The organism is Burkholderia sp. BC1, assembly GCF_052683555.1.
Map to the genome: position 1 here is coordinate 21,925 of NZ_JBQYLP010000039.1, position 21,088 is coordinate 43,012.

Annotated in this window: 19 protein-coding genes and 1 tRNA gene; 2 read left to right on the forward strand and 18 right to left on the reverse strand. The window is 65.5% G+C overall.

Annotated features, from left to right (window positions below; genetic code table 11):
* Positions 1-43: 43 nt before the first annotated feature.
* From ACSHSS_RS19200 to ACSHSS_RS19265, 14 genes are all read right to left on the reverse strand, one after another.
* Positions 44-454 carry a MerR family transcriptional regulator gene (locus tag ACSHSS_RS19200; RefSeq protein WP_035950287.1) on the reverse strand — a complete coding sequence of 137 codons (411 nt, stop codon included), beginning with the start codon at positions 452-454 and terminating at the stop codon, positions 44-46.
* Between the two features lie 47 nt (positions 455-501).
* Positions 502-903, reverse strand: a complete 402-nt coding sequence (locus ACSHSS_RS19205; RefSeq protein WP_012467600.1) for an integration host factor subunit alpha — start codon at positions 901-903, stop codon at positions 502-504.
* Positions 904-975: 72 nt separating this feature from the next.
* Positions 976-3,405 carry a phenylalanine--tRNA ligase subunit beta gene (gene pheT / locus ACSHSS_RS19210; protein ID WP_175686868.1) on the reverse strand — a complete coding sequence of 810 codons (2,430 nt, stop codon included), beginning with the start codon at positions 3,403-3,405 and terminating at the stop codon, positions 976-978.
* Positions 3,406-3,489: 84 nt separating this feature from the next.
* The gene (gene pheS / locus ACSHSS_RS19215) at positions 3,490-4,503 is read right to left on the reverse strand and encodes a phenylalanine--tRNA ligase subunit alpha (protein WP_006408513.1); all 1,014 of its coding nucleotides are present in this window, start codon (positions 4,501-4,503) and stop codon (positions 3,490-3,492) included.
* 229 nt (positions 4,504-4,732) lie between these two features.
* Positions 4,733-5,092 (reverse strand): 50S ribosomal protein L20, encoded by a 360-nt coding sequence (rplT, locus tag ACSHSS_RS19220; RefSeq protein WP_004192938.1) that lies wholly within the window; start codon positions 5,090-5,092, stop codon positions 4,733-4,735.
* Between the two features lie 30 nt (positions 5,093-5,122).
* Entirely contained in the window at positions 5,123-5,320 is a 198-nt protein-coding gene (rpmI, locus tag ACSHSS_RS19225) for a 50S ribosomal protein L35 (protein WP_004191477.1), read from the reverse strand.
* 188 nt (positions 5,321-5,508) lie between these two features.
* Complete coding sequence (gene infC / locus ACSHSS_RS19230) at positions 5,509-6,033, reverse strand: translation initiation factor IF-3 (RefSeq protein ID WP_080512257.1); 525 nt, start codon at positions 6,031-6,033, stop codon at positions 5,509-5,511.
* Positions 6,034-6,082: 49 nt separating this feature from the next.
* On the reverse strand, positions 6,083-7,990 hold the full coding sequence (gene thrS / locus ACSHSS_RS19235) for a threonine--tRNA ligase (RefSeq protein ID WP_369716785.1): 1,908 nt from the start codon (positions 7,988-7,990) through the stop codon (positions 6,083-6,085).
* Positions 7,991-8,261: 271 nt separating this feature from the next.
* Positions 8,262-8,338: transfer RNA gene (locus tag ACSHSS_RS19240), tRNA-Val, on the reverse strand.
* A gap of 173 nt (positions 8,339-8,511) precedes the next feature.
* A complete protein-coding gene (locus ACSHSS_RS19245; RefSeq protein WP_217262587.1) occupies positions 8,512-10,746 on the reverse strand; it encodes a RelA/SpoT family protein in 2,235 nt (744 codons plus the stop codon).
* A 37-nt stretch (positions 10,747-10,783) separates the two neighbouring features.
* Complete coding sequence (locus ACSHSS_RS19250) at positions 10,784-11,137, reverse strand: RidA family protein (protein ID WP_012467599.1); 354 nt, start codon at positions 11,135-11,137, stop codon at positions 10,784-10,786.
* A gap of 81 nt (positions 11,138-11,218) precedes the next feature.
* Complete coding sequence (locus ACSHSS_RS19255; protein ID WP_445545385.1) at positions 11,219-12,115, reverse strand: alpha/beta fold hydrolase; 897 nt, start codon at positions 12,113-12,115, stop codon at positions 11,219-11,221.
* Between the two features lie 194 nt (positions 12,116-12,309).
* On the reverse strand, positions 12,310-12,951 hold the full coding sequence (locus ACSHSS_RS19260; protein WP_006402088.1) for a CoA transferase subunit B: 642 nt from the start codon (positions 12,949-12,951) through the stop codon (positions 12,310-12,312).
* A gap of 1 nt (position 12,952) precedes the next feature.
* Positions 12,953-13,657: a CoA transferase subunit A gene (locus ACSHSS_RS19265; RefSeq protein ID WP_006402089.1), complete on the reverse strand. Its 705-nt coding sequence runs from the start codon at positions 13,655-13,657 to the stop codon at positions 12,953-12,955.
* Between the two features lie 224 nt (positions 13,658-13,881).
* On the opposite strand from ACSHSS_RS19265, the gene ACSHSS_RS19270 reads away from it, so the two are divergent.
* Positions 13,882-14,427: a PAS and helix-turn-helix domain-containing protein gene (locus ACSHSS_RS19270; RefSeq protein WP_006413753.1), complete on the forward strand. Its 546-nt coding sequence runs from the start codon at positions 13,882-13,884 to the stop codon at positions 14,425-14,427.
* Positions 14,428-14,538: 111 nt separating this feature from the next.
* Here ACSHSS_RS19270 and ACSHSS_RS19275 read toward each other — a convergent pair whose 3' ends face one another.
* Positions 14,539-14,970, reverse strand: a complete 432-nt coding sequence (locus tag ACSHSS_RS19275) for an acyl-CoA thioesterase (protein ID WP_006402091.1) — start codon at positions 14,968-14,970, stop codon at positions 14,539-14,541.
* A 29-nt stretch (positions 14,971-14,999) separates the two neighbouring features.
* Positions 15,000-15,776 carry an SDR family oxidoreductase gene (locus tag ACSHSS_RS19280; protein WP_445545386.1) on the reverse strand — a complete coding sequence of 259 codons (777 nt, stop codon included), beginning with the start codon at positions 15,774-15,776 and terminating at the stop codon, positions 15,000-15,002.
* 178 nt (positions 15,777-15,954) lie between these two features.
* Here ACSHSS_RS19280 and ACSHSS_RS19285 point away from each other — a divergent pair, with 178 nt between their 5' ends.
* On the forward strand, positions 15,955-17,628 hold the full coding sequence (locus ACSHSS_RS19285; RefSeq protein ID WP_006402093.1) for an electron transfer flavoprotein-ubiquinone oxidoreductase: 1,674 nt from the start codon (positions 15,955-15,957) through the stop codon (positions 17,626-17,628).
* A 121-nt stretch (positions 17,629-17,749) separates the two neighbouring features.
* Here the strand turns inward: ACSHSS_RS19285 and aroC are convergent, their stop codons facing one another.
* Both aroC and ACSHSS_RS19295 read right to left on the reverse strand, forming a co-directional pair.
* Entirely contained in the window at positions 17,750-18,850 is a 1,101-nt protein-coding gene (gene aroC / locus ACSHSS_RS19290; protein WP_105840317.1) for a chorismate synthase, read from the reverse strand.
* Between the two features lie 168 nt (positions 18,851-19,018).
* Entirely contained in the window at positions 19,019-20,953 is a 1,935-nt protein-coding gene (locus ACSHSS_RS19295; protein WP_445545387.1) for an MFS transporter, read from the reverse strand.
* Positions 20,954-21,088 lie beyond the last annotated feature (135 nt).

Consider the following 21,088-nt stretch of genomic DNA (forward strand, 5'->3'; position numbering starts at 1 on the left):
GTCGCGCGCCAACCGGGCTTTCGTATGCGGTCCGTCGAACGGATCAGTCGTGCTTCAGGCCGTCGATCACGTCGAGCAAAGCCTGCCGCAGCGCGGCCACGTCGACCGTCGCGCCGGGCTTGCTGCCGGCCGCGCGCGTTTCGTCGGCGGCCAGCTCCTCGGGGCCGGCCGCGGCGCGCTCGCTGCCCGGCGAGTCGAGCCGGTTGCGCGCGCCGTTGATCGTGAAGCCCTGTTCGTACAGCAGCTCGCGGATCCGGCGAATCAGCAGCACTTCGTGATGCTGGTAATACCGGCGGTTGCCGCGCCGCTTCACCGGCCGCAGCTGCGTGAATTCCTGTTCCCAATAACGCAGCACATGCGGCTTGACCCCGCATAGTTCGCTGACTTCGCCGATCGTGAAGTAGCGCTTCGCGGGAATCGGAGGCAAGACGACTTTCTCAACCGTGTTGGTCATCGTCGGTTAACCGTCGGTAAAGGGACGCGCGGCGGCCGCGCGGGGCGTCAGCGCGCGGCGGTCGGCTCCGCGCCGTTTTCGACCAGCGCCTTGAGCTTCTGGCTTGCGTGGAAGGTTACCACTCGGCGGGCCGCGATCGGAATCGCCTCGCCCGTCTTCGGATTGCGCCCCGGGCGCTGCGGCTTGTCGCGAAGCTGGAAGTTGCCGAACCCCGACAGCTTGACGCTTTCGCCGTTTTCGAGCGCGTCGCGGATCACTTCGAAAAACGCCTCGACCATGTCCTTCGCTTCACGCTTGTTCAGCCCGACGCTGTCGAACAGCAACTCCGCCAGCTCCGCTTTCGTCAGCGTAGGCGTCTCGGTGGACGCCGACGCCGCCGCGTCGCGGTTCATGGCGCTGCGTTGCGCCGTCAGGAGGGCTTCGAATTCACTCGAGGTCATGTCGTTCATATCTGCCATACAGCGCGTTAAACCCAAACTCACGATCGGGACAATCCGCCCGCGAACGGGCGGCCCCTCTCCTTAGCCGCGCAGGCGCGCACCGGCACGAGCCATGCGCTCGACCAGCGCCTGGATCGCCTGATCGACGACCTCGTCCTGTAGCGTGCCCGCCGGGTCCTGCAGCGTCACGCGGAACGCAAGGCTCTTCTCGTGTGCGGCAAGACCACCGGAAGTATTTGATTTTGCACGAAATTCGTCGAAGAGTACAACCTTCTGAACGAATCGGCACGCGTCGTCCGCAAGCGCCTGCTTCATTTCGTCGAAAAGCGTCTGTACTTCGACCGCCTGATCGACGACGACCGCGATATCGCGGCGCACCGGCGGGAACTTCGACACGTCGGTCGGCGCCGGCAGCGCGCGCGCGATCAGCGCATCCGCGTCGATTTCGAACATCACCGGCGCGTGCGGCAGCTCGTACTTTTGCATCAGGCGCGGGTGCAGTTCGCCGATCCAGCCGACCGCGCGGCCGTCCACCTCGATGCGCGCGCTGCGGCCCGGATGGAGTGCCGGATGCTCGGCCTTGACGAAGCGCGCGGATGCCGGCGCGAGCAGCGCCTCGAGATCGCCCTTCACGTCGAAGAAATCGACCGCGCGCGTCGCGATGCCCCATTGCTCGTCGAACGCCGGGCCGTAGGCCAGCGCGCCGACGCGCTTCGGCTGCGCATAGCCTTCGACCGTCAGCTCGCCCGCCTTCACCGACGGATCGGCGATGAACACGCGGCCGGTCTCGAACACGCGCACGCGGTCCGCGCGGCGGTTCAGGTTATGGCGCAGCACCGCGATCAGGCTGCCGAACAGCGTCGTGCGCATGACCGACAGCTGGCTCGCGATCGGATTCAGCAGGCGAATCGGGTTGTCGTTGCCCGCGAAATCGCGTTCCCATTCCGCATCGACGAAGCTGAAGTTGACCGTTTCCGCGTAGTCGCGCGCGGCCAGCGCATGACGAATGTCGTGGATCGAGCGGCGCGTTTCGTTCGTCGCGCGCATCTCGCTCGTCGCGACCGGCGGACGCGCGGGAATCTTCTCGAAACCGTAGATGCGCGCGACTTCCTCGATCAGATCTTCCTCGATCTCGATATCGAAGCGGTGCGACGGCGGCGTGACGGAGAACACGTCGCCGTCGCGCTCGAACGGCAGACCGAGGCGCGTGAAGATGTTCGCGATTTCATCCGCGTCGATCTGCACGCCGATGATGCGGTTCGCGCGCGACACGCGCATCTTCACCGGCGTGCGCTGCGGCAGATTCACGGCCTGATCGTCGACCGGGCCCGCCTTGCCGCCGCAGATTTCCAGGATCAGCTGCGTGATGCGTTCGACGTGCTCGACGGTCGTCGCATAGTCGACGCCGCGCTCGAAACGATGTGCGGCATCGGTCGAGAAGTTGTACTTGCGTGCGCGGCCGCGGATGCTGTCCGGCCACCAGAACGCGGCTTCCAGATAAATGTTCGTCGTGTCGAGCGTGACGGCCGTGCTGTCGCCGCCCATGATGCCCGCGAGGCTTTCGACCTGACGATCGTCGGCGATCACGCCGACCGTCTCGTCGAGCTCGACCGTGTTGCCGTTCAGCAGCTTCAGCGACTCGCCGCGCTTGCCCCAGCGCACTTCGATGCCGCCGTGGATCTTGTCCAGATCGAACACGTGCGACGGCCGGCCGAGTTCGAACATCACGTAGTTCGAGATGTCGACGAGCGCCGACACGCTGCGCTGGCCCGCGCGCTCGAGGCGCTCGACCATCCACTGCGGCGTCTTCGCACGCGCGTTCACGCCGCGAATCACGCGGCCCGAGAAGCGGCCGCACAGATCGGGCGCCGAAATGCGCACCGGCAGCGTCTCGTCGAGTTCGACGGGCGCCGGGCGAATCTCGACGGGCGTCAGCGGCGCGCCGGTGATCGCGGCGGTTTCGCGCGCGATGCCGAACACCGACAGGCAGTCGGCCTTGTTCGGCGTCAGCTTGATCTCGAAGATCGTGTCGTCGAGGTTCAGCGCATCGCGGATGTCCTGACCGACCGGCGTGTCTTCCGGCAGGATCAGCAGGCCGCTGTGGTCTTCCGACAGCTTCAGTTCGCGCGCCGAGCAGAGCATCCCCTGGCTTTCGACGCCGCGCAGCTTCGACAGCTTGATCGCGAACGGCTTGCCGCCCTCTTCGGCCGGCGGCAGCTCCGCGCCGACCAGCGCGACCGGCACCTTGATGCCGGGCGCCACGTTCGGCGCGCCGCAGACGATGTTCAGCGTCGCGCCCGTGCCGGCGTCGACCTGGCAGACATTGAGCTTGTCGGCATCCGGATGCTTGACGACTTCGAGCACGCGGCCGACGACGATTTTCGACGTCGGCGGCGCGGCCTTGCTCAGCGACTCGACTTCGAGCCCCGCCATCGTCAGCGCGTGCGACAGCTCGTCCGTCGTCATCTGCGGGTCGACGAAGGTTCTCAACCAGGATTCAGGGAATTGCATGGATGTCTACGTTCGAAACGGGTTAGATCGACGCCCGGCGCTCCGTCGTCGGAGCGGCGCGGGCACATGTCGGCGCGGCGCGCGTTACGCGAACTGGCGCAGGAAGCGCAGATCGTTCTCGAAGAACAGGCGCAGATCCTGCACGCCGTAGCGCAGCATCGTCAGACGCTCGAGGCCGCTGCCGAACGCGAAGCCGATGTAGCGCTCGGGATCGAGGCCCATGTTGCGGATCACGGTCGGATGCACCTGCCCCGAGCCGGAGATCTCGAGCCACTTGCCGGCGTTCTTGCCGTGCTCGAACATCATGTCGATCTCGGCCGACGGTTCCGTGAACGGGAAGTACGACGGACGGAAGCGCACGAGGATGTCGTCGCGCTCGAAGAATTTTTTCAGGAAGTCGGTATAGACGCCCTTGAGGTCGGCAAAGCTGATGTTCTCGTCGATCCACAGCCCTTCGACCTGGTTGAACATCGGCGAATGCGTCGCGTCGCTGTCGACGCGATACGTGCGGCCCGGCGCGATCACCTTGATCGGCGGACGGTTCATCCGCGCGTAGCGCACCTGCATCGGGCTCGTGTGCGTGCGCAGCAGCAGCGGGCGGCCGTCGGCGTCCTTGCCTTCGACGTAGAAGGTGTCCTGCATCGAGCGCGCCGGATGGTTCTCCGGGCTGTTCAGCGACGTGAAGTTGTACCAGTCGGTCTCGATCTCGGGCCCGTCGGCCACGTCGAAACCGATCGAGCGGAAAATCTGTTCGACGCGCTCCCACGTGCGCATCACGGGGTGCAGCGTGCCGGTGCCCGCGCCGCGGCCGGGCAGCGTGACGTCGATCGCTTCGGCGGCGAGGCGCTGGTTCAGCAGCGCGTCGGCAAGCGCCTGACGGCGTGCGGTCAGCGCGGCTTCAACCTGCTGCTTCGCGACGTTGATGCGTGCGCCTTCGGTCTTGCGTGCTTCGGGATCGAGCTTGCCGAGGCCCTTCAGCAACTCGGTCAGCGCGCCCGACTTGCCGAGAAATCGTGCTTTCTCGTTTTCGAGCGTGGTGATGTCGGCAGCCCGTTCGAAGGACTGCTGCGCGTCGGCGACAATCTGGTCCAGATCCATAGATCCCATCATTTCCAACGTCATTCGGTCTTGACCGGCGAATTCGTCCGGCCAACAGAAAACGGCCCTCACGCACGCTTCGTTCGCTGCCCGCCGGGCGCGCGGCCCGCTTCGGGCGGCCCAGCGAGGGCCGATAAAAAAAGGGGCTCGGAAGAGCCCCCGTTTTCGCTGCAGCGGCCGAGACTACCGGAACATCGCTGCAACTCACCACGCAGTGCTAATTTTGCAATTAGGCTGCAACGGCGGCTTTCACCTGCTTGACGATCGCAGCAAAAGCAGCCTTGTCGAACACCGCCATGTCGGCCAGCACCTTACGGTCGAGTTCGATCGACGCCTTCTTCAGGCCGTTGATGAACACGCTGTAGGTCATGTCGTGCTGGCGAACTGCCGCGTTGATACGCGTGATCCACAGTGCGCGGAACACACGCTTCTTGTTGCGGCGATCGCGGTACGCGTACTGACCAGCGCGCATCACCGCCTGCTTGGCGATGCGGTAGACGTTATTGCGGCGGCCGCGATAACCCTTGGCCAGGTTGATGATCTTCTTGTGACGGGCCCGTGCGGTTACCCCACGTTTGACTCGAGGCATGTTTCTCTCCTTAGAGTATCGGTTGAGGGGTTACGCGAACGGGAGCATCGCGCGGACGGAGTTCAGATCGGAATCATGAACTGCCGTGGCGCCGCGCAGGTGACGCTTGTTCTTCGTGGTTTTCTTGGTGAGGATGTGGCGCTTGAAGGCTTGACCGCGCTTGACGGTACCGCCCGGACGCACCACGAAGCGCTTTGCGGCGCTCTTCTTGGTCTTCATCTTAGGCATGACGAACAACTCCAGTTTATTAGATGGCGATGGGTGTGCGGTTGGCTTGCGCCCCTGACCCGCCCTTCGAAACCCAGTCCACTTGTGTACGGCGCGCTGCATGCAGCCGCCGTCGTTTCTGGCGCGCCGCCCGACAGGGCGACGCGCCGAACCACTGCGAAACCCGCGCGCCACTGCGCGCCGGCCCGTTACTTCTTCTTTTTCGGCGAGAGCACCATGATCATCTGGCGCCCTTCCATCTTCGGCATCTGCTCGACCTGGCCGACTTCCTCGAGATCGGTGCGCAGACGCTCGAGCATCCGCATGCCGATTTCCTGGTGAGCCATTTCGCGGCCGCGGAAACGCAACGTGATCTTCGTCTTGTCGCCTTCCTCAAGGAAGCGCACGAGATTGCGAAGCTTGACGTTGTAATCCCCGTCATCGGTACCCGGCCGGAACTTGACTTCCTTGACCTGGATGACCTTCTGCTTCAGCTTCGCTTCATGCTGCTTCTTGGCTTCCTGGTACTTGAACTTGCCGTAATCCATCAGACGGCAAACCGGCGGAGACGCCTGCGGCGCGATTTCCACCAGGTCAACATCCAGTTCTTCCGATTTACGGAAAGCATCAGCGAGCTTTACGATACCGAGCGGTTCGTTCTCGATTCCGACCAGACGCACTTCCGGCGCAGTGATTTCACCGTTGATGCGATGCGACGACTTATCAGTAGCGATGTTACGTTTCCTCTAAAAATTAAAAAAACGAGCCGCGCTGCCAGGGTGGTTACTTGAACGAGCGCAGGTCTTCCTGCAGACGCTCAACGAAGGCTTCGACCGGCATAACGCCAAGATCGACGCCGCCACGGGCACGCACGGCTACCGTTTGTGCATCACGCTCCTTGTCGCCCACGACGAGCAGATAAGGCACCTTTTCCAGCGTGTGCTCGCGTATTTTATAGCTAATCTTCTCGTTGCGCAAATCGGCCGTCACTCTAACCCCTTGTTTTTGCAACGTTTGGGCCAGAGACTGCGCATATTCGACCTGACTTTCGGCGATATTGAGCACAACCGCCTGCACCGGCGCGAGCCAGACCGGCATCGCGCCCGCATGGTGCTCGATCAGAATGCCGAGGAATCGCTCCATCGAGCCGACGATCGCACGGTGCAGCATCACGGGCCGGCGACGGCTGTTGTCTTCCGCGACGTACTCGGCGCCGAGGCGCTCCGGCAGCACCATGTCGAGCTGCAGCGTGCCGCACTGCCACGAACGGCCGAGCGCATCCTTGATGTGGTACTCGATCTTCGGGCCGTAGAACGCGCCCTCGCCCGGCAGCTCCTCCCACGACAGGCCGCACGCCGTCAGCGCGTCGCGCAGGCCCTGCTCCGCGCGGTCCCAGGTCTCGTCCGTGCCGGCGCGCTGTTCGGGGCGCAGCGACAGCTTGATGTCGATATGCTCGAACCCGAAATCCTTGTACACGCTCATCGCCAGCGTGTTGAACGCGATCGACTCGGCGATGAACTGCTCTTCCGTACAGAAGATGTGCGCATCGTCCTGCACGAAGCCGCGCACGCGCATCAGCCCGTGCAGCGCGCCCGATGCCTCGTTGCGGTGGCAGGAGCCGAATTCCGCGTAGCGCAGCGGCAGGTCGCGATACGAGCGCAGGCCGTGCTTGAACACCTGCACGTGACCGGGGCAGTTCATCGGCTTGATCGCGTAGTCGCGCTTCTCCGACTCGGTCGTGAACATGTTCTCGCGATAGTTCTGCCAGTGACCGGACGCTTCCCAGAGCGAGCGGTCCATGATCATCGGCGTCTTGATCTCGAGATAGCCGGCCTCGTTCACGCGGCGGCGCATGTACTGCTCGACCTGCTGCCACAGCGCCCAGCCCTTCGGGTGCCAGAACACCATGCCCGGCGACTCTTCCTGCATGTGGAACAGGTCGAGCTGCTTGCCGAGCTTGCGGTGATCGCGCTTCTCGGCTTCCTCGAGCATATGCAGGTACTGGTCCTGATCTTCCCTCTTGGTCCAGGCGGTGCCGTAAATGCGCTGCAGCTGCTCGTTCTTCGAGTCGCCGCGCCAGTACGCGCCGGCCACCTTCATCAGCTTGAAGACCTTCAGCTTGCCCGTCGACGGCACGTGCGGGCCGCGGCACAGGTCGGTAAAACCGCCGTGCGAGTACAGCTTGATTTCGTCGCTCTCGGGAATCGACTCGATGATCTCGGCCTTGTACTTTTCGCCGATGCTGCGGAAGTAGCCGGCCGCCTCGTCGCGCGACACGACACGGCGCGTGACGGGCTCGTCCTTCTTCGCGAGCTCCTGCATCCGCTTCTCGATCTTTTCCAGATCTTCGGGCGTGAACGGGCGGTGGTACGCGAAATCGTAGTAGAAGCCGTTGTCGATGACCGGGCCGATCGTGACCTGCGCGTCCGGATAGAGCTCCTTCACCGCATAGGCCAGCAAGTGCGCGGTCGAGTGACGGATGATGTCGAGACCGTCCGGATCCTTGTCGGTAACGATCGCGAGCGAGGCGTCGTGATCGATGACGGCGGACGTATCCACGAGTTCGCCGTCCAGCTTGCCGCCGAGCGCAGCCTTCGCAAGGCCGGGACCGATCGACGCCGCCACTTCGGCGACCGTCACCGGATGCTCGTATTGTCGAACTGACCCGTCAGGCAAGCGTATCGAAACCATAGCACTCTCCGTGATGCCGACCGTGGGCGGCAGACCAAAGGCGCACGACGCACGTCGTACGCGAAAATTTCGCGACAAAAAAAATGCGGCCCCGCTTTCGAGGGGCCGCATTCGATACTTTACTCAAACCGCAAGGGCGAAAACGTTCCTCGACTAGCGTCGCTCCGAAAAGGTTTCGGTCAACGTTCGCGGTGTCATAACCGTATTCGCCTTGTATGCGTTGAGTTACTTACTGCATCGAACACCCGGAAACCGGGCGCTCTCAATTCGTTGGTAGGCTCGATTGGACTCGAACCAACGACCCCCACCATGTCAAGGTGGTGCTCTAACCAGCTGAGCTACGAGCCTAGAGAAGCTGAGATTATAGAGAGCCGCTATCGGTTTGGCAAGCGTTTTATGTAACCGCAGGAAAACCGCGGCGGCGCCCGGAGCGGCAAGCCGTAGCAGTGAACCGTAGCGGCAAGCCGTAGCGGTAAACCGAAACAGCAAGCGATCGCGCCCCGTTTTGCGAGACCGCTGCCTTACGCCTTGCGCCCCGCCCGCACGACGCCCTGCACTTCGCCGAGCAGCGTGCAGGCGCGCTGCACCTGCGCCGAATTCGACACCTCGACCGTGAACTGCATGAAGGCCGTATTGCGGCGGCTCTGCGTCTTCACGCCGACCACGTTCATCTTCTCGCGCGCGAAGACTTCGGAAATGTCGCGCAACAGGCCCTGCCGATCGGTCGCCTCGATCATCAGGTCGACCGGATAGACGGACGCGCCGCGGCCGCCGAGCACGTCGGCCGACCAGGTGGTATGCAGCACGCGTTCGGGCGCGCGCTCGGCCATCCGGCGGAACGTCGCACAGTCGCTGCGGTGAATCGACATGCCCTTGCCGCGCGTGACGAAACCGCTGATCGGATCCGGCGGCGCGGGCCGGCAACAGCGCGCGAGCTGCGTGAGCAGCGCATCGACGCCGACCACCAGCACGCCCGTCGAGGCACCGTGCGCGACGCTTGCGCCGCTGCTGCGCTTCTCGAAATCGGCGGGCGCCTCGGGCGCCGGCTCGGCGGGCGGTGCGTCGGACAACGCCTGCTCGATGTTGCGCAGGCTGAACTCTTCCTTGCCGACGACCGAGAACAGCTCTTCGGGCGACTTGAAGCCGAGCTTCGCGGCAAGGCTGTCGAGACTCACCGACGTCTTGCCTTCGCGCTGCAGCGTCTTTTCGACGAGCGCACGGCCGTGCGCGATGTTCTCTTCCTGCTCGATCGCGTTGAACCACGCGCGCACCTTCTGGCGTGCACGCGGGCTCTTCAGATAGCCGAGCTGCGGGTTCAGCCAGTCGCGCGACGGGCCGCCCTCCTTCACCGCGACGATCTCGACCGTCTGACCGTTCGCAAGCGGCGTATTCAACGGCACCATCGCGCCGTCGACGCGCGCGCCGCGGCAGCGATGCCCGAGTTCGCTGTGCAAGTGATACGCGAAGTCGACCGGCGTCGCACCCTGCGGCAACGCGATCACGCGCGCCTGCGGCGTCAGGACGTAGATGTGGTCGTCGTCGAGCGAGGTCTCGCGCAGTTGCGCCCACGCCTTGTCGCCCGCATGTTCGGCGCCGTCCTCGACGTCGTCCTTCCACGCGAGCAGCTGACGCAGCCATGCGATCTTCTCGTCGTACTTGTCGCTCGCCGAGAACTGGCCGCCGTAGCCGCGCGTGCCGGCCTCCTTGTAGCGCCAGTGCGCGGCCACGCCGTATTCGGCGAAGCGATGCATTTCCTGCGTGCGGATCTGCACCTCGAAGGCGCGGCCGTCGTCGCCGATCACGACCGTATGCAGCGACTTGTAACCGTTCGGCTTCGGTCGCGAAATGTAGTCGTCGAATTCCTTCGGCACCGGCTGCCACAGATGGTGCACGATGCCGAGCACCGCGTAGCAATCCTTGATGTCCGGCACGATCACGCGGAACGCGCGCACGTCGTACAGCTCGGAAAAATCGAGCTCCTTGCCGCGCATCTTGCGCCAGATGCTGTAGATGTGCTTCGGCCGGCCGCTGACGTCGGCCTGCACGTTCGCGGCGGCGAGTTCCTGCTGCAGCCGCTCGATCGCCTGCGCGACATAGGCCTCGCGCTCCGCACGCTTCTCGTCGAGCAGCTTGGCGATGCGCTTGTAGGTGATCGGATCCTCGAAGCGGAACGCGAGATCCTCGAGCTCCCACTTCAGTTGCCAGATGCCGAGGCGGTTCGCGAGCGGCGCATAGATCTCGAGCGTCTCGCGCGCGACTTCCGGCGGCGGCTCGAGCTTCGCCGCCGCGTAGTAGCGCAGCGACTGCAGCCGCGACGCGAGCCGGATCAGCACGACGCGGATGTCCTGCGCGAACGCGAGCAGCATCTTGCGCAGCGCCTCGATCTGCGCGCGCCGCTGCTGGGCCGCATCGCGGCCCGCCTCGGGCGCCGTGTGCTGCGCCGCGCGCAGGCTGACCGTGCCGAGCCGCAACAGCTTGCGCACGTCGGCCACGAGCCGCGCGACTTCGTCGCCGAAACGCTCCGTTAGTTCGCGTTCGGGGTCGCTCAGATGCGGCGTCAGCGCGAACAGCGCGGCCGCCTGCATCGCGGGCGGATCGACATTCAGCGTGCGCATGATCGCCGCGGTGCCGGCCGCGTGATCGGCGAGCCGCTCGCCCGACGCCAGACACGCGTCGCCGGCCCGCTCGCGCACGAACGCAAGCACGTCGTCGAACGACGGCGCCGCGACGGAGGAAGCGGATACGGACTCGGTCATCGCACGGCCTGACGGAATACGGTCATCTCGACGCGGATCAGCTCCGCTGCGCGGCGACGACGACGATCTCGACGAGCAGCGCCGGATCGGCGAGCTTCGCCTCGACCGTTGCACGCGGCGGCGTGTTGCCCGGCGCGACCCATGCGTCCCATTCGGCGTTCATGCCCTCGAAGTTCGCGAGATCGGACAGGTAGATCTGCACGGACAGCAGATGAGCCTTGTCGCTGTTCGCTTCGGCGAGCAGGCGATCGATATGGCCGAGCACTTCGCGCGTCTGGCCGCGGATGTCCTGCGTGGTGTCTTCGGCGATCTGGCCGGACAGGTACACGGTACCGTTGTGGATCGCGGTTTCGGACAGGCGCGGCCCGACGTGGTGACGAATGACTGCCATGAAATGTTCCGGTCGTAAATGATGGGTGAAGGTTGTCGCGGCCACGCTGCGCGTGCCGCCGAACCGCATATTATGACGCGTTTATGCGCCCGTTTCGACGAAAAACCGTCGCGCAAGCGCGATCTGCTCGGCGTCGACGAACGCGGGCGCATGCCCGACGCCGGGGATTTCCGCGTGCATCACATGCCGGCCGCGCCGCACCATGTCGGCGACGGTCTCGCGCGACAGCAGGTCCGATGCGGCGCCGCGCACGACGAGCAGCGTCGCGTCGGTGGTCTCGATCGCGCGCCACAACGCGGCTTCGCCGAGCGCGGCCAGCTCGGGCGTCGTCGCCTTGAACGGCTCGGCGATGCGCGGATCGTAGCGAATCGTCCAGCCGCCTTCGGGCAGCTCGCGCAGCAGCGGCGCGTTCAGCGCGCGCCATTCGTCGTCGGTCAGCGCGCCGAACGGCAGCGACAGCGACGTCAGGTAGTCGATCCCCTCCTGCTCGGTCGCAAAGCGCGGCTGCACGCCGAGATATTCGCCGATGCGCGTCAGCGATTCGGGCTCGATGTGCGGACCGACGTCGTTGACGATCATCCGGCGGATCGGCGAGCCGGGCAGCCCGGCCAGCGCGATGCCGATCAGCCCGCCCATCGACGTGCCGAACCAGTCGACCGTTTCGACGTCGGCGCGCGCGATCAGCGTCACCATGTCGGCCACGTATTGCGGGATCGCATAGTGTCGCGGATCGGCGAGCCAGTCGGACCGCCCGCGTCCGACGACGTCGGGACAGACGACGCGATACACGTCGGACAGCGCCGCCGCGAGCCGGTCGAAATCGCGCCCCGAGCGCGTGAGCCCGTGCACGCACACGAGCACGCGCGGGTTCGCGGGATCGCCCCACTCGGTATACGCGACGTGATGAAGGCCCGCGGCGCTCGCGCACTGCACGCGTCGCTGGCGGGGAACCGGAGGATTCGCTGAAGTCGTGGGCATCGTGGCATCCTGTCGAACGGGAGCGGCGCAGCGGGCCTCGCAGGCGCGGGGTCCGATGCGATCGATTGTAAACCGCTTCCGTTGCGCAGGTCGGCTCGCGCGGCGCGCCGGCCCATCAAGACGAACGCCCCGCATGCCGGCCAGGCATGCGGGGCGTCGGAAACACGGCGCGCCGCGCGGGCGCGCGTCGGGCGTCAGGCGACCGCGCTCACGTCGAGCGGCGCGCCCGTCTTCGCCTGGATCTCGTCGACGCTCACGCCGTCCGCGAGTTCGAGAACTTTCAGGCCGTTCGGCGTGACTTCGATCACGCCGAGATCGGTGATGATCAGATCGACCACGCCGACGCCCGTCAGCGGCAACGTGCATTCGTCGAGAATCTTGTGCTGGTCGCCCTTCGCGACATGCTCCATCAGCACGACGACACGCTTCACGCCCGCGACAAGATCCATCGCGCCGCCCATCCCCTTGATCATCTTGCCGGGGATCATCCAGTTCGCGAGGTCGCCGTTCTTGCTGACCTGCATCGCGCCGAGGATCGCGAGATTGATGTGACCGCCGCGGATCATCGCGAACGAATCGGCCGACGAGAAGATCGACGAGCCCGGCAGCGTCGTGACGGTCTGCTTGCCGGCATTGATCAGGTCCGCGTCGACTTCCTCCTCGGTCGGCGACGGGCCGATGCCGAGCAACCCGTTCTCCGACTGCAGCCACACTTCGACGCCTTCCGGCACGTGATTCGCGACGAGCGTCGGCAGGCCGATGCCGAGGTTCACGTAGAAGCCGTCCTGCAGTTCCTTCGCCGCGCGCGCGGCCATCTGGTCACGATTCCAGGCCATGTCAGTCTCCTTTCGCGCGCACGACGCGTTGTTCGATACGTTTTTCCGGCGTCGCGTTCAGCACGAGGCGCTGCACGAAAATCCCCGGCGTGTGGATGTGGTCCGGATCGAGTTCGCCGTTCTCGACGATCTCCTCGACCTCGGCGACCGTGATCTTGCCGGCCATCGCGCACATCGGGTTGAAGTTGCGCGCCGTGCGGCGATAGATCAGGTTGCCCGATTTGTCGGCCTTCCAGGCCTTCACGAGCGCGACGTCGGCCGTCAGCGACGGTTCGAGCACGTAATGGCGATCGCCGAACTGGCGCGTTTCCTTGCCTTCGGCGATCACGGTGCCGTAGCCGGTGTTCGTGAAGAATGCGGGGATGCCCGCGCCGCCGGCGCGCAGCTTCTCGGCCAGCGTGCCCTGCGGCGTGAATTCGAGCTCGAGTTCGCCGGCGAGGTACTGGCGCTCGAACTCCTTGTTCTCGCCGACGTACGACGAGATCATCTTCTTGATCTGGCGCGTTTCCAGCAGCAGGCCCAGGCCGAAACCGTCGACGCCCGCGTTGTTGCTGATGCAGGTGATGCCCTTGACGCCCGAATCGCGCAAGGCGGCGATCAGGGCTTCCGGAATCCCGCACAGGCCGAAGCCGCCGACCGCGAAGGTCTGTCCGTCGCGGACGATCCCTTCCAGCGCCGCAGCCGCGCTTGGATAGACTTTGTTCATCTGTATGTCCCTTCCTCTATGGAAACCAGCGAAACCGGTTTACGCGCCGACGTGGCCCGCAAGCCCGCCGCATCATTCTATGCATGCTCGACGCCGTATGGGTCGAAGCGCGCCGTTTTTATACCGCGGCATGCGCCGCGAGATGTCCGAAAGGGTACGATGCGCCGCGGATACGGCACAATACGCAAAAATACATAAGCGTTTGCCACCGGCTGCCCGCGTCCATGCCCGCTCTCGATTACCAGACCGCCTTCCATCTCGCACCGCTCGGCCTCGTCATGTCGCGCGACCGCGTGATCGAGGACTGCAACGACGCGGTCGCCGCGATCTTCCGCTGCACGCGCGCCGACCTGCTCGGCCAATCGTACGAAGTGCTGTACCCGTCGCCGGACGAATTCCAGCGGATCGGCGAGCGCATCTCGCGCGTGATGGCCGCGAACGGCATTTACGCGGACGACCGGATCATGAAACGGGCGGACGGCGAACTGTTCTGGTGCCACGTCACGGGCCGCGCGCTCGATCGCACCGCGCCGCTCGCGGCCGGCGTGTGGACGTTCGAGGATCTGAGTGCGACGCGCCGCGTCGCGGTCGAACTGACGCCGCGCGAGCGCGAGATCGCCGCGCAGCTCGCGACCGGCAAGACCAGCAAGCAGATCGGACGCGTGCTCGACATCAGCTCGCGCACGGTCGACATCTATCGCGCGCGGCTGATGCGCAAATACGGCACGAGCAATACGGCGGAGCTGCTGCAGCGCCTGCTCGGGCAGTGACGGGCCGGCGTCGCGGCCGGCGCGGCCGACACCGTCGATGCGCGCAAGATCGGGAACGAAAAAGCAAAGGCGCCGGCGGCGCGCAGCGGCGACCAGCCGCCGTGCCGGCGCTCAGTCGACCTTCGCGCCGAGCGCGGATTCGATCGCGTCGCGCAGCACTTGCGGCAGCGGCACCGATTTGCCGAGCGCATAGTCGACCCACACGCAGCGCGCGTTGCCGCGCGCATAGACGTGATGCGGATCGTCGGCGCGCGTGAGTTCGAAACCGGTGTCGAAGCTGCTGCGGCCCGGCCGCGCGGCCGTCATCTTCGCGATCACGTCGCCCGGATAGTGCAGCTGCTTCAGGAATTCCATCGACGCGGTGACGATCACGGGCCCATGCCCTTCGCCGTTGCCGCCCGCGATGCCGAGCTGCTCGAACCACGAGATCCGCGCCTGCTCCATGTAACGGAAATAGACCGTGTTGTTCACATGGCCGAATGCGTCCATGTCGCCCCAGCGGATCGGCATCGACATTTCAAATACGGGAAAGTAATCGCTCATTGCAGTCTTCTTCGTTGCGGAGGCTCCGCTCAGGCGACGCCGAAGCCGTCGTCCGCGGAAATGATCGAGCCGTTGATGAACTGCGACTCGTCGGCCGCGAGCAGCAACAACAGCCCGTCTAGATCCTGCGGCTTGCCGACGCGCCGGCGCGGCAGCATCGACTGCAGCTTCTGGCCCTGCTCGGTTTCCCACAGGTAATGGTTGATTTCGGTATCGATGTAGCCCGGGCAGATCGCGTTCACGTTGATCCCGTGACGGCCCCATTCGAGCGCCATCGCGCGCGTCATCTGCACGACCGCGGCCTTGCTCATCGCGTACAGGCCGATCTGCGGAAACGCGCGCAGCCCGGCCACCGACGCGATGTTGATGATCCGGTACGGTGGCTTGCCGTTGCCGTTCGCGCGCATGATCATCCGCTTCGCGACTTCCTGCGCGACGAAAAACGCGCCGCGCGTGTTCGTGTCGAACACGAACTCGAAATCGGCCGGCGTCACGTCGACGAGCTTCTGCATCGTCGACACGCCCGAATTGTTCACGAGGATGTCGATCGTACCGGCTTCGGTTTCCGCGTGCGCGACGGCCGCCTTGATGCTCTGCACGTCGGTGACGTCGAGCGACACGACGTGCGCGGCGGCGCCCTCCGCTTCGATTTCCGCGCGCAGCTCCTTCAGGCGCTCGACGCGCCGGCTCGCGAGCACGACCTTCGCGCCGGCCTGCGACAGCACTTGCGCGAAGCGTTGCCCGAGGCCGCTCGACGCGCCCGTCACCAGCGCAACCTTGCCTTCCAGATTGATCGATCGACCCATTGCCCACCCCTTTCGATGTCTCGTTTCGCCGCCTCGAACGGCGCGGCACGGACGGCATAACGCTAGCACATAAATAGAACGGTCGTGCTAATCTAGCCGGATGCTGTTGCGGCAAGCGTTTTGTTTCGCAGACAATACGCTCCCGAATAAAAGCATTCTAACGGTTAGAGGAACGCCAATGACCCCCGCAAGCCTCATCGAGCAATACGGCCCGCGCGAATCGATGGAATACGACGTCGTGATCGTCGGCGGCGGCCCGGCCGGGCTGTCGGCCGCGATCCGGCTCAAGCAGCTGGCTGCCGAGAAAGGCACCGAGATCGGCGTGTGCGTGCTCGAGAAGGGTTCCGAGATCGGCGCGCACATCCTGTCGGGCGCGGTGATGGACCCGCGCGCGCTCACCGAGCTGTTCCCGGACTGGAAGGAACGCGGCGCGCCCTTGAACGTCGAGGTGACGGAAGACCGCTTTCTGTTCCTGTCCGAGAAGAGCGCGGTGCAAACGCCGAACTGGGCGCTGCCCGACAACTTCAAGAATCACGGCAACTACGTGATCTCGCTCGGCAACGTCACGCGCTGGCTGGGCCAGCAGGCCGAAGCGCTCGGCGTCGAAATTTTTCCCGGCTTTCCGGCCGCGGAGATTCTCTACAACGACGACGGCTCGGTCAAAGGCGTCGCCACCGGCAACATGGGCGTGGGCAAGGACGGCGAGCCGACCGAGAACTTCCAGCTCGGCATGGAGCTGCATGCGAAGTACACACTGTTCGCCGAAGGCTGTCGCGGCCATCTCGGGCGCCAGCTGATCGCGAAGTTCAAGCTCGACGCGAACGCCGATCCGCAAGCGTACGGCATCGGCATCAAGGAGCTGTGGGAAATCGATCCGGCCAAACACAAGCCGGGCCTCGTCATCCACACGGCGGGCTGGCCGCTGAAGCCGGACACCTACGGCGGCTCGTTCCTGTATCACATGGACAACAACCAGGTCGTGGTCGGCTTCGTGGTCGGCCTCGGCTATACGAACCCGTACCTGTCGCCGTTCGAGGAGTTCCAGCGCTACAAGACGCATCCGTCGATCCGCGCGTTCCTCGAAGGCGGCAAGCGCGTGTCGTACGGCGCGCGCGCGATTACTGCCGGCGGGCTGATGTCGCTGCCCAAGACAGTGTTTCCGGGCGGCGCGCTGATCGGGGACGATGCGGGCTTCCTGAACGCCTCGCGAATCAAGGGCAGCCATGCGGCGATCAAGACCGGCATGCTCGCGGCCGACGCGGCGTTCGACGCGGTGCAGGCCGGCCGTCAGAGCGACGAGCTCAATGCGTATCCGGATGCGTTCCGGCAGTCGTGGCTGTACACGGAGTTGTACCGCGCGCGCAACTTCAAGCAGTGGATGGCCAAGGGGCTGTATCTCGGCACGCTGATGGTCGGCATCGAGCAGAAGCTGATGGGCGGCAACGTGCCGTGGACGCTGCACCACAAGCATGCGGATCACGAGATGCTGAAGCCGGCGTCGCAGTGCGAGCCGATCGTCTACCCGAAGCCGGACGGCAAGCTGACGTTCGACCGCCTCTCGTCGGTGTTCATTTCGAACACGAACCACGAAGAGAACCAGCCGGCGCATCTGACGCTGAAGGATCCGAGCGTGCCGGTGAACGTGAACCTGCGCACGTACGCGGGGCCGGAGGGCCGCTTCTGTCCGGCGGCCGTGTACGAGTTCGTGAAGAACGACGACGGCAGCGATCGTCTGGTGATCAACGCGCAGAACTGCGTGCACTGCAAGACGTGCGACATCAAGGACCCGACGCAGAACATCGTGTGGGTCACGCCCGAAGGCGGCGGCGGGCCGAATTATCCGAACATGTGACGCACCCATCAACGCCGCGCGACGCGGCGTTTTTTTCGTGCAAAAAGAAACGGGGCGCGGCTCATTGCCGTGCCCCGTTTCCTTCTGCGTCGAAGCGCTCAGCGACGGCGCGCGTACCGCATCACGTCGCGCTGCCGGCGATCTTCGGCGTCTGCGTGTCGACGTCGCCGCACTGCGCGCGGTGGCGCAGCGCATGGTCGATCAGCACCAGCGCGAGCATCGATTCGGCGATCGGCGTCGCACGGATGCCGACGCACGGATCGTGGCGGCCGAACGTTTCGACCGTCGCCGGCTGGCCGTCCTTCGTGATCGAGCGGCGCGGCGTACGGATGCTCGACGTCGGCTTGATCGCGATCGACACCGTGATGTCCTGCCCCGTCGAAATCCCGCCGAGCACGCCGCCCGCGTGATTGCCGACGAAACCGGCCGGCGTCAGCTCGTCGCCGTGCACCGAACCGCGCTGCGCGACGCTGTCGAAGCCCGCGCCGATCTCGACGCCCTTCACCGCGTTGATGCTCATCATCGCCTTCGCGATGTCGGCATCGAGCCGGTCGAACACCGGCTCGCCCCACCCGACCGGCACGCCGGACGCGACGACGTCGATGCGCGCGCCGATCGAATCGCCGTCCTTGCGCAGCGCGTCCATGTACGCCTCGAGTTCCGGGACGATCGCCGCATTCGGCGCGAAAAACGGATTCTCGCGCACGTGCGACCAGTCGACGAACGGCACGTCGATCTCGCCCAGCGCGCTCATGTAGCCGCGCACCTCGACGCCGAAGCGCTCGCGCAGCCACTTTTTCGCGACCGCGCCCGCGCCGACGATCGGCGCGGTCAGGCGCGCGGACGAGCGGCCGCCGCCGCGATAGTCGCGCACGCCGTATTTCTGCCAGTACGTGTAGTCCGCATGGCCGGGCCGGAACGTCTCGACGATGTTGCCGTAGTCCTTGCTGCGCTGGTCGGTGTTGCGGATCAGCAGCGCGATCGGCGTGCCGGTCGTCACGCCTTCGAACACGCCGGACAGGATCTCGACCTCGTCGGCCTCCTGCCGCTGCGTGACGTGCCGCGACGTGCCCGGCTTGCGGCGGTCGAGCTCGGCCTGGATGTCCGCCTCGGTGAGCGCCATGCCCGGCGGGCAGCCGTCGATCACGCAGCCGATCGCGGGGCCGTGCGACTCGCCGAAGGTCGTGACAGTGAAAAGCGTGCCGAGGGTATTGCCGGACATGGTGGAACCGCCCAAAGAAAATGCGCAAACCCGAACGCGGCCTGTCGTCCAACAGGCACGCCGCCGGTTCGCCGATCGAAAAATAGGTAAACCGACATTATGCCAGCCGTGCCGGCCGTCCGGGCCGCGCGATGCGATCGTGCGCCGGCGCGCAGCGCCGACGCACCGTTATTTGCGCGCGCCGCGCAGTTCGGCCACGGCGGCCTGCAGCGCGGCCGGCGTCGCGAGCGCCGCCGGCATCGGCTCGCCGACCGCCAGGGTCAGCCGGCTCATCACGCCGCGCTTCACGGGCCGCGGCAGCCGTGCATCCGTATGCCGCGAGAACACGCTGCCCCACAGCCCGCGCAGCGCCATCGGCACGACCGGCACCGGCACGCGCGTCAGAATCTCGGTAATGCCGTGGTGGAACGTGTTGATGTCGCCCGTCTTGGTCAGCTTGCCTTCGGGGAAGATGCAGACGATCTCGCCGTCCTTCAGCGCGGCCTCGCATGCGTCGTACGCGCGCGCGAGCATGCCGGGATCCTCGTGGCGCGGCGCAATCGGGATCGCCTTCGCATGGCGGAACACCCAGCTCGCGAAACGCGTCTTGAAGATCCGGTGATCCATCACGAAGCGGATCGGGCGCGGGCTCGCGGCCGCCAGCACGAGTGCGTCGACATAGCTCACGTGATTGCAGACGAGCACGGCCGCGCCGTCTTCCGGAATCCGCTCCGCATGCACGATCCGGATCCGGTAGAACGTATGCACGAGCACCCACGCGACGAAGCGCAGCAGGAACTCCGGCACCAGCAGATAGATATACGCGGCCACCGCGACGTTCAGCAGCGCGGTGACGAGAAACAGCCCCGGAATGTCGACGCCGGCCTTCGTCAGCGCCATCGCCATCACGGCCGACACGATCATGAAGAACGCGTTGAGGATATTGTTCGCGGCGATGATGCGCGCGCGGTGCGTCGGCGCACTGCGGCTCTGGATCAGCGCATACAGCGGCACGCTGTAGAAGCCGCCGAACATCGCGAGCAGGAACAGGTCGGCGAGAATGCGCCAGTGACGCAGGCCGGCGAGGAATTCGCCGACCGACAGCAGATGCGTGGGCGCCGGCAGCGCATGGCTCGCGAAATACAGATCGATCGCGAACACGCTGATGCCGATCGAGCCGAGCGGCACGAGGCCGATCTCGACGCGCCGCTGCGACAGCCGCTCGCACAGCAGCGAGCCGAGGCCGATGCCGACCGAGAACGTCGCGAGCAGCACCGTGACGACGTCGGGGCTCGCGGACAGCACGTCCTTCGCGAAATTGAAGAACGACGTGAGGAAGGTCGCGCCGACGAACCAGAGCCACGAGATGCCGAGCAGGCTCAGGAACACCGTGCGGTTCTGCCGCGCGAGCGCGAGATTGCGCCACGTTTCGCTGACCGGATTCCAGTTGATCACGAGATCGGGCTGCGGCGCGGGCGTCGGCGGCACGCGCTGCGCGGCGAGCCGCCCGGCGAGCGCGATCGCGACGACGCTGACCGCGAGCACGCGCTCGCCGCTGCCTTCGATGCCGGCCGCGGCGCCGCCGACGATCGTCCCGATCAGGATCGCGATGAAGGTGCCCATCTCGACGAGCCCGTTGCCGCCGACGAGCTCGTGCTCGCCGAGATGCTGCGGCAGGTACGAATACTTGACGGGGCCGAACAGCGTCGAGTGCATCCCCATCATGAACGTGCACAGATACAGCAGTGCCGCGCTGTGCGTGACGAAGCCGGCCGCGCCGATCAGCATCAGCACGATCTCGAACGTCTTCACGAAGCGCGTGAGCGTCGCCTTGTCGTATTTGTCGGCGATCTGGCCGGACGTGGCCGAGAACAGCACGAACGGCAGGATGAAGATCGCGGAAATCAGGAATGCGGCGGTTTTCGCGTCGACGCCCGAGAACCGCGCGGTGTGATAGGTGACGAGCGACGTGAAACCGATCTTGAAAACGTTGTCGTTCAGCGCACCGAGGAATTGGGTCGTGAAGAACGGCGCGAAACGGTGTTCGCGCAACAGGTCGAACTGGGACGCATGGGCGCGCCGCTCGCTGCGCCGCCCCGACGAAACATGCGATTGATCGCTCATTCGGAATACGCGCGCGTCGTCTCGGCGAAGCTGCGCGGGCCTTGTCGTGTGGTTGTCGAAAAAGCGGCGGCGCAGGCGCTGCCTGTGCCGCCGCATGCGGGCCGGCTGCGCCCGCACGTCGTCATCGCGACGGCG